This window comes from Paenibacillus sp. JT31N7 (assembly GCF_059692095.1).
This window is the reverse complement of sequence record NZ_JCAUAT010000003.1, coordinates 718332-732321: the sequence shown is the minus strand read 5'-3', so window position 1 is coordinate 732321 and position 13990 is coordinate 718332. Positions and strand designations below refer to the sequence as shown.

Genomic DNA, 13990 nt, shown 5'->3' with positions numbered 1-13990 from the left:
CTGCAACCCTTATACGCTCTCATAAAATTGTTTAATGTCCTCGAATTCGTCGAGATCCAGATCATTTGCCCCGACATCGGCCGGAGTTATCTCCCGCTCTGTTTTGGCCTCGCAGTGACGGAGCACCTCATACAAATTTTCCTCCAGACGATGAAGCAAATCCGCTGCGGTCTGTTCCGTATACGCATGGCCGTCATAGTCGAGCCGGAGTGTAAGGGCGCCCGATTCGAGTGTGCTTTTCAGATACCAGTTATACTCCCGTGCCGCCCACAAATCGTCTGTTAGTCCTTCGCCCGCGTTGAGGGAATCAAAATAAGGGGTTACGAGATCGGACGGCTCCCGATAGACGAACCCGATCCGAGGATGCTTCCGGGCTGCGGTTTCTTCTTCCTGCTGCCGTGAGGACACAAGATCGTACAAGACCCCGTATCCGATGCCTCCGTCCGGAACCTGACGCACCGATTCTTTAACCTGCTTGAGATAGCCGGCCAGATCGTCGGTAAACGAAGTGTCGAGCACCAGCGGATACTGCGTATCGAACCAGCCTACTGTCCGCGAAAAATCCAGCTTCTTGTCTGTGCACAACTTTCTGCCGTCTTCGGTCAATTCGATGAGAAGCCGTTTGAGTCCGGACCCGTTGCCGAACGTTTTGCCCAGGGCGGACAAAATCGCTTCGCGGGCATCCATCGAATAAATATCTTTCACCCCGGTAAGCAGCTGACTCGTCTTTTCCGCCGGGATAACCGTGCAAACCGAGTTTCGGAGCGGCGGAAGTCCTGGACCGGTTTCTTTATCAACCGGAACAGTCCATTCGCCCGAACCGACAGCCTGAGTCCAATATTCCCGCTGAGTCTGCACCTGATTGCTCGCCGCATATTTTTTCAAATGCTCTGCCCAAGTCCGGAAAGCATCTGTTTTGAGGGGGAGCGAGACGCTTTCTCCCGAAACAAGCTGTCCGTAAACGGTCGCCAAATCTTCCAAAATTATGGCAAAAGAAGAATCGTCGGTAATCAGACGGTGGATCGCAATCAGGAGATAGTCACCTTCGCTTGTCTTGAACAGCACGCTTCTCACAAGCGGTCCTTCTTTCAGGGAGAGACCCGATTCGATCTCTCTGCTTTGCTGCTCAACGGCGGCTCTGAGATCAGGCTTATCTCCGTTCAGACGAATGACGTTCAGTCCTGCGGTTTCTTCCTCCAAGGAGCGATGCTCCAGCCTCAATTCCCCTTCTTTCAAAACGGCACGCAGACGAAGACCGTCATGCTGTTCCAGCACTTTGTCCCAGGCCGACCGGACATGGTCTTCTTCCAGACCGGCTACCGAAAACAACAGCGCCGCAAGCGACGAAGCGGATTCATAGCCGCCTTGTTCGAAATAACGGTTCTGCACAGGGGTCAGCACCACTTCTCCTCTGACCGGCCCTTGCTCGATTTTACGGACGGACGACTGCACGTACGCGCCGAGATCCCCGATGGACGGATGCTCGAATAGCTGCTTGATGTCCAGTGCATACCCTTCCGCCCTCATGCGGGCCACGACCTGAATGCCTTTGATCGAATCTCCTCCAAGAAGGAAGAAATTGTCGTGGATACCGATGCCGGACCGGCCCAGCACTTCCTGCCACACGCCGGCCAGCGCCTCCTCCACTTCATTCCGGGGAGGGACGTATTCCGTATCCGGACGGAAAAGGTCATCCGGTTCGGGAAGCGACTTCCGGTCGGTTTTGCCGTTTGGCGTAAGCGGAAGCTTGTCCAGAAATACATAGTGCGACGGAACTGAATAGTAAGGCAGTTGTCTGGCCAACTGCTCCCTGACCTCCACCGCGCTTAAAGCGGAATCGGATCTTGGTACGACATATGCGCACAAGACGGCCTCGTGTCCGCCGCTTACATTGACCGTAACAGCCGCCTCCTGGACGAATGAGAGCTTGATCAAAGCATTTTCTATCTCCCCGAGCTCGATGCGGAAGCCCCTTACCTTCACCTGGTGATCGATCCGGCCCAGGAATTCCAAGTTCCCGTCCGGCTTCCAGCGGGCAAGATCGCCTGTTTTGTACATCTTTGTTCCGGGGACAAACGGATTGGGCACGAATTTCTCCGCCGTGAGAGCTTCGCGTTTCCAATACCCCCGTGCCAGTCCTTCTCCGGCTATGCACAGTTCGCCAGGCACTCCTACAGGCTGCAGGTTGGAACGCGCATCGACGATATACACCTGCGTATTGGCGATCGGCCGGCCGATATCAATCCGGCTTGCCTGAGTCAGCTCTCTGACCGCGGACCACACCGTCGTTTCTGTCGGTCCGTACATGTTATAGATCCTTAGCCCGTCCAGTGCTTGCAACTGCTCCAGCAACGCATGCGGAAGGGCTTCACCGCCGACCATGATTTCCTTCACTCCGTTCAGCGCTCGTTTGCCTTCATCACTGGCGAGCAGCATCTGCAGGCGGGAAGGCGTCATTTGCAGCATATCAATTTCATGGGAGCGGATGAGTTCACCCAAAGATTCGGCTTCAAGCTGATGATGCCGGTCTCCGATGACGACTGTCATTCCGGTCAGAAGCGGCACAAGAGATTCTAGAACGAATATGTCAAACGAAATGGTCGTTAGCGATAGAATCGTTTTATCCGGGCGGAAGTCAATCCGTTCTCTCATCCCGGTTACGAAGTTCATAACGGAACGATGCGGCAGCATGACGCCCTTGGGATTTCCCGTCGACCCCGACGTATAGATGACATAAGCCAGATGTCCGGAATTTGTACCGGCGGCATCCGGGTTGGTGACGTCGTTCCGGTAAATTTCGTCCTCTTCGAGGAAAAGCACGTTTCCGTCGTAGTCCAGGCCTTCGATCAGACTGCGGCTGGTCAGCAGCACCCCTGCTTCGCTGTCCTGAAGCATATAAAGAACACGCGCCGATGGGTAATCCGGATCGATGGGCACATACGCGCCTCCGGCCTTCAGCACGGCCAGCTGCCCGATGATCATTTCAGCCGAGCGCGGCACCATAAGCCCGACAAGCCGGTCGTGTCCCACGCCCAGCTCCCGCAGCGTCCGGGCAGCAGCATTGGCGCGTTCGTTCAATTCGCGGTATGTCAAGCTCCGGCCCTCGAAAACGAGCGCGGCAGCTTCCGGCGTTTTCGCGGCTTGCTCCTCAAACGCCTTATGAATCGTAACGGAAGAAGGAAACTCCGCCGCCGTGGCGTTAAACCCGGTGATCAGATCCTCTTTCTCCGAAGCTGTCAGCATTTGAATATCTCCAAGCAGAATATCTGCCGAGTCGGCAATCGTATCTAAGATGGCCGAATAATGCCCGGCCAGACGCTCCATTGTTTCACGTGCGAACAGATCCGTGGCATACTCCCAGGTAAACAGCAGCCCGTCTTTCTGCTCCGTAACATGTAAGGAGAAGTCAATTTTGGAAATACCTGTGTTAAACTCCTCGGGCTTGAACAAAAGCTTGCCCGTCTTCACGACGTCCGTCCCTACATTTTGTAGGCTGAAAATCGTATCAAAGAGTGGGTTGCGGCTTAAATCCCGCATCAGATGCAGCTTCTCGACAATTTCCTCGAACGGATATTCCTGATTCTCGAACGATGCGAGAGATTGCCGTTTCACCTCTTGCAAAAATTGTCCGAAAGCCAGTGAGGACTCGGGCTTGCTGCGAATTGCCAGCGTATTTACGAACATCCCCGCCATATTCTCCGTATCGGCGTGCCTTCTCCCCGCGGCCGGCGTACCGACAATGATGTCCTCCTGACCGGAATATTTGGCCAGCAGTACGTTGTAGGCAGCCAGAAGGACCATGTACAGCGTTGTTTCGTTGTCTTTCGCCAGGCTGTACAGCGCCTCTGTCAATTTCCCGTCCGGAAGCTGGACAAAGCTGTCCCCTTTAAAGCTTTGAGCGGCCGGCCGCGGATAATCCGTCGGCATCTGAAGGACGGGCAGCTCGCCTTCCAGCGTCTGGAGCCAATAATCTTCCTGACTGCTGAATTTTCCTTGGGCCAGCTGCTTGTTCTGCCAGATCGCATAATCTTTGTAGTGCGCATTTCGCGGAGGCAGAAGCCTGCCTTGATAAAGCTGGATAAATTCATCCAGAAGTACAGCCATGGAGTAACCGTCCGCCACAGCATGATGAACATCGATCAGCAGTACGCTGCCGCCCGTTTCAAGCTCGAACAGACCGGCACGGAATAAAGGTGCTTGCCCGAGATCGAACGGCCGAACGAACTGCATCTGCAGCGTCTCTATCTCTTCCGCCCGCACTGTCGAGACGGGAACATCGAGATCGGCTGCTTCCGCGATTTTTTGCACCACTTCCCCGTTTTCCAGCTCGAAAAAGGTCCGAAACGATTCATGACGCGCCGCCGCCTGCCGAAGTGCCGAGATAAGGCGCTCCCGGTCGATTTCTCCTTCTATAAAAAGGCGTCCCGGCACGTTGTAAGCCGTCCCTCCGCCACCCAACTGATCGAGGACGTACATTCTTTTTTGGGCCGAGGAAACCGGATAAGATTTCTCCTGCGGGACCGGCTGAATGGATTCGAATGCTTGTCCGGTACCGCCCGTGATGTACTGTTCCAGGTCCACGACCGTCTGCAGGGCGAAAAGCTCGCTTAACGGAATATGAATGCCGAATTCTTTGTTTACCCGGGAAAGAATGACGGTCGCTTTTAACGAATCTCCGCCCAGCTGGAAAAAATTATCCGTGGAATTTACATATGCGGCGCCAAGCACATCCTTCCAAATAGCGATGAGTTTATCCGTCACGCTTCCTTGCAAGTTTTGTTTGCCGGGAACCGGTAAATTGCCGCCGGAGGGCAGAGGCAGAGATGCAAAATCTATCTCTCCGTCCGGCAGCAGAGGCAGCTCCGCCATCGGAATCATATACCGGGGGACCGCATAATCCGGCATGGTTTCATGCAGCAGCGAAAATTTTTCTATTTCTTTCCATATTTTTGAAGGGTTAGCAACGACGTATGCCGTCATATAGTCAACTGCATCATTTTCAGGGTGGAAATGAGCAGTTACGGCACATGCCTCAAGGTGAAGCGTGTGCAGCAAATGCTCTTCGATCTGGTCCAAATAAACGCGGTGTCCGCGTACAAGGACAGAGCGCGACGATTTCCCGAGCCGTTTAATGGCTCCGCTGGCATAGCTGTAGGCCCATTTCCCGGTACTCGTGAAACGGTTCGACGGAGGTTCGACCTTTCCGCCCGATACCGCATAGACTTCGCCGATCGTTCCGGGTGGAGCCGGATACTTGTAGGCATCCAGAATACATTCGTAGCTCCCGTTCTCATCCGCATGAAGGGCCCATCTCGCCCACACCCGCTCACTTTCTTCCGCATTGAGGAGAGACAGCTCGGGAAGGCGTTTATCGCCCCCTTCGGCAATAGATTCGAGCAAACGAATGAAATAACGGGACCAGGTCTCAACCGTTTCGGGCTGGAAAAGGTCCGCATTATAATCGAAATCGAGCCTCAGCTCTTTGGAAATCTCCGTCACGTTCAGGAAAAGCTCGTACTTGCAGTACGCCGGATCATGAACAAGCAGCGCCGTATCCAGCTCGTGAAAAGCGAGCTTGGGCAGCGGACGGTCCATATTGAATACGGCCGTAAGGACAGGCAGATTGCGGAGCCCCCGCTCCGCCAGCGCCGCAAAGCTGTATGCCTGATAAGCGTCCAGCTCGTTCATTCTTTGCTTGATAGAACCCGCATAAACGGCGAAGCTCTGTTCGGAGGAAGCCCGGCTGAGAACAGGGAGCAGATTGACGCAGTTTCCCATCAGAAAAGGAGCTTCCATATGCGCCTGCCCGGCCGTCGGCACGCCGACCGTAATATCGCTTTGGCCTGTTAACCGGTGCAGAAAAAGATGAAATCCCGAAAGCAGCGTCACAAAAAGACTGCTTCCGAGCTTTATGCTGGTTTTTCTCAGTTCTTGTACAAGCGAGGCAGGCAGTACGGTTGTATGCCTCCCGCCCCGGGAGGTCGGAAGAATCGCCCCCCGGACGGGGGAAGGCAGCTCGACCACGGGAACCCGTTGCTCGAAAAGCTCGTTCCAATACGCGGCGGCTTGAGCGCTTTGCGGTTTCGTCAGCTGCTCGGACTGCCAGGCGGCATACCTTCTGAAAGGTGCCGGTTCCGGCAGGCGGTAATCTTCCTGACGGACAAGAGCGGAATAAATCCGCTCCAGTTCCTGGACGAACAAAGCCATGGACCATCCGTCGGCAATCAGGTGATGGAAAGTGAACACGGCCGTATGCTCGTCAGCCGATGTACGGAGAAGATGAATCCGGAACAGCGGTGTCTGCTGCTCCAAATCAAACGGCGTTTGACTCTCGCGATGGAGCCAAACCCGCATCTGGCGTTCCTGTTCCGAAGGATTCAAACCCGTTAAATCCACAAGCGGAACCGTCACATTCAAAGCATCCAGAACTTTCTGCGTTTCGCCGTCTTGACTAATCACGAGACGGAGAGCTTCATGCCTGGCGGAGATAAGCCCCACAGCCTGCTCGAACGCATCGTTCCGCAGCGGTCCACGAAACCGCAGAAGTGCGGTTTCGTGAAGCGACGGGGAATCCTTGCGGTTGGAAACGGAAGCGAACCAGAGCTGCTTCTGGTCCGGAGTCAGCGGAAACGCTTCTCCTTGGCTTCCTTCCGGCAGCCTGTCAGCGGGAAGCCGACGGCCGGAAGGATCGTCATCGTCCGGGGACGGATCACGGTCCGGAAGAAATCCGCCTTTCCGCAGTTCGCCGATGCTGTCTTTGACGGCTTGTACAATGCGTGAGATATCTTCTTCCGAGTGGGCGGTAGATAAGAAGCAGTTGCGCCCCTCCCAGATATAAATGCCTTTATCGAGCATGTGATAGTAGAAAAGCTCCAGATCGCCTTTAAGCACAAAACGGAAAAGCGAGCCGAAGTGTACCACCTTGATCGGCACGCCTTCCAGGCCGAAATACGTGTTCAGCTCTTCGGCGAACCGTGCCGTGCGCGCATTCAGTTCAGCCTGGATTTGGCCACCCGAGGCTTCCAGATGGTTCAGTACGGCAAGGGAAGCCGCCATGGCCAGCGGATGATGGCAGAACGTACCTGCTACGAACGTTCTCTGGTGCTCGTTCTGCGGGAAAGAATCGTCGCCGAATTTCCAGGTTCCTCCGTCAATGCCGTCCATATACGCCGAGGAACCGGCAACGATACCGATTGGCATGCCCCCGCCGATGACTTTGCCGTACGTGACGAGATCCGCTTTGATGCCGAACCATGCCTGGGCGCCGCCCGGATGCAGGCGGAAACCGGTAATCACTTCATCGAAGATGAAGGCCGTACGGGACTGGGTCGTGATTTGGCGGATTTCTTCCAGGAATGCTTTCGGCTGAAAATCCGGCCGGCGGCTTTGCACGGGCTCGACCACCACGGCAGCCAGCTCATGAGCGTGCGAACGGATGTATTCGAGCGAATCTTCGCTTCCGTAATTAAGCACGACCACGTCGTCGACCATATTTTGCAGAATGCCCGGAGCCAGCGGAGTCGAATGCTCCTTGTTCGTTCCCGCGCTTCCCAATGCGAGCACCCCGTCGAACGTACCGTGATAAGAACCGGCGAAAATAACGACCTTGGCGCGGCCGGTTGCCGCACGGGCAAGCCTCAGGGCAACCATAACGGCTTCCGTACCGGAATTGTACAGTGCGATGCGGTCCACACCGGTCATCCTGCAGATGGATTCGGCGACCTGGCCCGCCAGGTTGGACATCGGGCCTACGCACATGCCGTTCGCAAGCTCCCGTTCGATCTTCTCGCGTACGAACGAAGGGTTGTGTCCGAACAGATTCACGCCGAACCCCATCGTCAGATCGACATACTCGTTGCCGTCGAGATCCCACAGCTTGGAGCCCTCGGCACGTTCCGAAATGATCTGGTAGACCATTTCTTTCAAAAGCGGCCGGAATCCGGCGACGTTGCGGTTATTCGCATACACGTCACGGTACTGCTGGGTGTACGCTTTCGTACGACCCGTCCGTGCCGTGTACCGCTCAATCAGCTCGCGCACATGCTTTTCCTGTCTCTGCGACAAAGACTCGCGGGCTTTCACGTTCAAAGCTTTATAAGGGACGTAAGGCTTCGGCTCCTCGCCGTTTACCTGTTGCGGCGCCGGTCTCGTTTCGGCGGCTGCGGCGACTTCCCTCGTCGTTCCGGCATGCAGCCGGACGTCATGCTGGGCCGGAGAAGCCGCAATGACCCTCACAGCAGGTGCCGGATCGGGCACGGCGGCCGGTTGTACGGACAGCGGCGCTTGCGCTGCCGGACGGCTCCCGAGCACTTGCAGCTGCTGTGACATCAGCTGGAGCTGCTGCTCCAGGATGCGCTCGACTGCGGTAGAAGCTGCGCTTCCGGCGATACCGGCGACCGGTCCGGCCGCTGCCTGTCCCTGTCCGGCTGCCACACCGGCACGCTCGCCGTAGCTGTACGGCTCCGGAGGAACAGTCCGCTCATATACACCAGACGCCGTCTCGGCGGGAGGTGCCTGCAGGTCGGTTTCGGACCGGACAACGGACAAGGTTTCGGTCTGCGGCACCCGTTCGACGATATAAGCCGTCAACAGATCCAGGTTTGTGAGCGACTCGAAGAAATCACTCATGGGAACATCCAGTCCGAACGCGTCTTTAATACTGTGACGGACCTGGGATAAATTGATCGAATCCAGACCCAGTTCCAGGAAATGTGTCTGAGGCTGAAGCTCTTCCGTACTGAGCTGCGAGACGTTGCCGATCATCTGTATCAGCGTCTGACGTACGGAATCGGCGTGACGGGCGGAGGCTGTTTCCGCTTGTAGCTGTTCGTTCACCACACTCACCTGCTCCTTTGCGGATATATATTGTTCCGGTTGAACCGTCGGCACCGAATGCCGCGATTCCGCCGCAGATGCTGCCTGCCCGGCCTTGACGGGAACATCGATCCAGCATCTTTTCCGCTGGAACGGATACGTCGGAAGGGATACTTTTCTGAATGAGCCTTTCGCATATAGAGCCTTCCAATCTACGGATGCTCCCTGTACATACTGGCGGGCCAATTCTTGCACAGTTTCCGCGCCAAGATCGGCGAGATTTCCCGGATGCGTGTATTCGTGCACTTGGGTGCCGTCTATTTTGCCGATATAAACACCATCCGAACCCTTGCCTTCCCTGTGAAGACGCTGCAGCTTCCGTTTCAATTCGGCTCCGTCGGCTGCCGCAACCGCCAACCGGTAAGTCAGATGGCCGCGGCCCGTGCTGGCCGTATAACATACACCCTGCATATCGAGTTCATCCGTATGGGTAAACAGCTTGTCGTAATCCCGGATAAGCTCCTGCAACCCTTCCTCGGTTTTAGCCGACAGGGTGAGCAGCAGCGGGACGCTGCCTTCGGATCCGCCGTTTGCCGCAGATGCTGCGGGCAGAGCTTCGCGGGCTCCGGTGTACTCTTCCAGTACGACATGGCAATTGGTTCCGCTGAAGCCGAACGAGCTGATCCCGCATCTTCTCGGAGTGCCGTCCGTCTCCCATTCTTTTAAACGGGTATTCACATAAACCGGCGATTCCTCAAAGCTGATTTTCCGGTTCGGAACCCGGTAATGGACGGAAGGGGCAATCTGTTTGTGCTGTAGTGAAAGCACGGTCTTGATCAAGCCTGCGATGCCGGCCGCTTCATACAAGTGTCCGATATTCGATTTAACCGTGCTGATGGCACAAAATTGCTTGCGTTTCGTCCTTCTGCGGAAAGCCTTCCCGATTCCGTCGATTTCGACCGGATCGCCCAGTTTGGTTCCGGTCCCGTGAGCTTCGATATAAGTCACCGTCTCCGGATCGATTCGCGCATTGCGCCAGGCTTGAGAAATGACATCCGCCTGGGAAGAAGCGTTAGGGGCCGATATGCCCACGGTGCTTCCGTCCTGGTTAATCGCGCTCCCCTTGATCACCGCAAGGATATTGTCCTTGTCTTTGATCGCTTTGCTGAGAGGCTTCAGGAAAACGGCGCCCACGCCTTCGCCCCAGCCCGTGCCGTCTGAACTGTCGTCGAAAGCTCTGGCACGGTCGTCGGAGGACTCCATGCCGATGCCCGCCTTAAGCGGCAGCAGAATGGTTTTTACGCCGCCCGCAAGCGCCATATCACAGTCTCCGCTCAAAATCGCTTTGCAGGCCAGATGAACGGCGACCAGCGAGGAGGAGCAAGCGGTGTCCACCGTGACGGCAGGTCCTTTGAGATCAAGCAGGTACGAAATCCGGCTGGAAATGATAGAGGACAAATTGCCAATCGCGAAATTCGGCAGAGAAGCCGGAGACACCTCGGACAGAAGCCGCTCGTACTCGAAGCTCGTTTTGGAAAATCCGACGTAAACGCCTACTCGTTTGCCGGAAAGATTGGAACCGCCGTAGCCCGAATCTTCGATCGCGCTCCATACGGTTTGCAGGAAAAGCCGCTGGTTCGGGTCCATCAGCGAGGCTTCCCGTGGCGTGAGCTTAAAGAACGAATAGTCAAACGTATCGATTTCGTCCAGATATCCGCCTTCCGCCAGCAACAAATCCCGGCCCTCCGTATTCAAATGAGAAATGAACGCCTCGGCGTCCTTTTTTCTCTTCTCGCCATACGGGACGATACAGTCGCGGCCCTCGGAGATGTTCGTCCAAAACTGCTTAAGGTTATCCGCCTGCGGAAACTTTCCGGACATTCCGATAATCGCGATATCCCCGTCGGTTTCCTGTCCGGAATCCGCTAGACTTTGGCCCTGCTCGAAGTGTTCGGCCGCATCCCCCTGTGAAATAAAGGCGGCCAATTTCGAAATCGTCGGATAGGAGAAAAAGTCCGTCACGGACACTTGAACGCCGAGCTGGGCTTCAAGTTCCTCGACGATTTGCACGAGCTGGAGGGAGCTGGCTCCGATGTCGAAATAGCTCTCGTCCGTATCGACCTCGTCGACCTGCAAAATTTGCTTCACAATCGCAAGCAGCTTCTGCTCCGCTACGCTGCGCGGAATGACAGCCGCACGCGCTCGCTTCTTTTCCTGCTCCCAAATTTCCTGGAGTCCCGCAAGAGTTTCTTCGAATTTCCCTGCCGTATAGTCTTGGGCAAGCTTGTACCGCTGCACTTTTCCGCTGGTCGTTTTGGGAATGCGCCGGATGGGGAGAACCGCTTGAATGTCCCACCCTCCCCGGTAATTCAAGTGGCCCTTAAGACGTTTGGCCAGCGGGGCGAAATCTTCGATTTTTTTCGTGTGCATGACAAAAACGATAATCCGGTCCTGGCGGGTCGCCGGATCGTAAGCGCCGCAAACCGCTACTTTCCCGAGCTCAACGCCCTCCACTTCTTCCGCTACACGCTCGATGTCGTGAGGATACACGTTTTGCCCATTCGCAAAAATAATATCTTTCGCCCGGCCCGTAATAACGAGCCGGCCCTCGCGCATAAAGCCCAAATCGCCCGTTATGAGCCATCCGTCCGGAGTCATAACCTTGGCGGTCGCCTCAGGATTGTTGTAATAGCCGGCCGTTACATTCATTCCGCGGATTTGAATATTCCCGATCACATAATCATCCAGCGGCCGGTTCGCGTCGTCGCAGATACGGATATAGCTGCTCTGCAGCGGATGGCCGACATCCACAAACGTCAAGCAGCGGTTATCCGAAGCATCCGTCTGAATCACCGTTTCGCCGATATTCAGATGCTCCCGGTCCAGGTGAATTCTCCGGAAATTTTCTCCAAGAGGCGGCAGAGACATTCCTACGCTTGCCTCGGCCATGCCGTATACGGTAAACATCGCCGTACTTCTCAGTCCGTGTTTGCTCATCGCCTCCATAAAAACATCGCAAAGCTCGCTGGAAATCGGTTCCGCCCCGTTATAAATCAGACGCAGCCGGGACAAGTCCCAATCCGCCGCATTTTCCGGTTTATACTGGGCCAGGAAAAATTTATACCCGAAGTTGGGCGAGCAAGTCTGGGTGGCCTTATGCTCCGACGCTTTCTTCATCCACAAAGACGGACGCCGGATAAACAGCGCTGTCGGCATGATAAGCTGCCTGGAGTTGGCCATGACGCACGTCAGATGAAAGGCGATCAGTCCCATATCATGCGTGAGCGGCATCCAGCCGAGATAGGCATCCTTTTCGTCCATCTCCGTTTGAACGGCCATGTCCCGCGTGTTATAAATCAGATTTTCATGGGTCAGCATGACCCCTTTCGGATCCCCCGTCGAACCTGACGAAAACTGGATAAACGCCAGATCAGACGCGCTTGCCTCATGAATAACCCCCTTATCCCCAGTGGAATAATGTACTTTATCTGTAAAAAGAGACACTTCCCTGACCTTTTCGAACACCTCCTCTTTTCCGTTTTGGAGGGCGTACTTTTCCAGGTTCTCCAGTGCTTTTCCTTCGGTGATCAAGTAAGGATTATTCAAAGTATCCCATATTTTAAACAGCTTCATCTTGTGCTCGTCATTATTGCCGACCGTTACCGGTACCGGGATAATTCCTCCCAGCAGGCAGCCCCAGAACACATTCAGAAAAGACCTGTTATCGTCGATTTGCATAAGAAGCTCGTCGCCCGCTTTCATGCCCGAGCTTTGGAGATGGTGAAGGACGCCAAGCGCCTCTTCAAACAGCTCCCCATAAGTGATACTCTCTTCGTTCTGGTCGCCGTTAATAAAGGTAATCCCTCTGGAGTTCTTGTCTCCCCTATCCCGGATAACATCAATTAGTGTCTGAAATTGTTCCACCTTCATCCCTCCGCAGTTATCCCCTTGACACAAGTTTTTTTGTAAAAGAGCCCGTAAACAACAGGCGAATCGTCTCATCTTGTTCCTTCGCGGAAACCTTCTTCGTCCAAAGTACCTGCCGAACGCATTCCAGTACATCCTGCCTCAGACCGTGAGCATCCCGCACGGAACCGTTCGTTTCCGTGTAAGAACTCAGCATTTCACGCAAGCGTCTGACCGGCTCCAGCACTCCCTGCTCATACTCTTCCTCGTTCCAGTTCGCATTGGGCGCCGAAACCGCGGCAGAGAATCCTTCCTCGATAAATTGCCGGATCGGAAACAGATCCGCCAGACTCCCCGCATCCGCTTCCCGGTCGTAAGCGTAAGGCCGGATGTGCTCCGAGCTGTCCCGGGTCAAGTTTTTCAGAACCGTTCTCGGACCCAGTTCAACGGCAAGTTCGATGCCTTCTCCCGCTAAAAACCGTACCGTTTGCAGCCACTTTACCGGAGTCGTCATCTGATCGACAAGGCCCCGGCGGATAGCCGCCGCATCCGGATAAGGGAGCCCCGTGGTATTGGAAATGACCGGCCATCGGCCATCTTTGAATGTGACCTTGTTCAGCGTTTCTTCCAGACTTTCCGCCGCAGGCTGCATAAGCACACTGTGGAACGGCCCGCTGACCGCGAGCCGGGTCACTTCGATGCCCATCCGCTCCAGTTCTTCCGCGGCGCTTGCCACGGCGCTCCGGTGACCGGAGACGACCAGCTGGCTGCCGGAATTGTACCCGGCAATGGCCGCCGGCTGCCCGGCCGAAGAATTTCTGCGGCACAACTCCTCCAGCATAGGCTGATCGGACGTGCGGACAGCGATCATGGAGCCGAGGCCGGCTTCCGCCGCCGCCTCCATGAACTTGCCCCGCTGGATGACCAGCTCCAGCGCTTCCGCAAACGAGAGAACGCCGCTGCTCACCAGCGCGGAGTATTCGCCGAGGCTGTGCCCGGCCGAGTATCGGGGTTCGATCCCGATCTCATGGAGGTACACCCGGCTTGCCAGAACGCTTACCGTCAGCAGCGCAGGCTGCGTGAAAGACGTTCTGGAAAGCCGGGCGGCGCTTCCTTCGAAGCACAATGCTTTCATATCGTAACCGGCCAGATCGCTTGCTTCTTCGAACAATGCTTTTGCCCCGTCGTGACGGGCATACCAGGCAGCCCCCATACCGACATGCTGGGAACCCTGCCCGGGAAATAACCAGGCGGTATTAACCATGCCCTG

The 13990-nt window shown here is 55.6% G+C and carries 2 protein-coding genes; both read right to left on the bottom strand.

The genetic code is table 11. From position 1 onward, the window contains the following. Window positions 1-9: 9 nt before the first annotated feature. Window positions 10-12738, bottom strand: a complete 12729-nt coding sequence (locus AC58P5_RS17835) for an amino acid adenylation domain-containing protein (RefSeq protein ID WP_497388789.1) — start codon at window positions 12736-12738, stop codon at window positions 10-12. Window positions 12739-12754: 16 nt separating this feature from the next. Next, window positions 12755-13984, bottom strand: coding sequence for an ACP S-malonyltransferase (gene fabD, locus AC58P5_RS17830; protein ID WP_497388787.1), 1230 nt, complete (start codon window positions 13982-13984; stop codon window positions 12755-12757). Window positions 13985-13990: the final 6 nt, after the last annotated feature.

Coding starts and splice junctions, on each gene's coding strand:
- fabD (WP_497388787.1), bottom strand. CDS start 13,984: ATGGTTAATACCGCCTGGTTATTTCCCGGGCAGGGTTCCCAGCATGTC.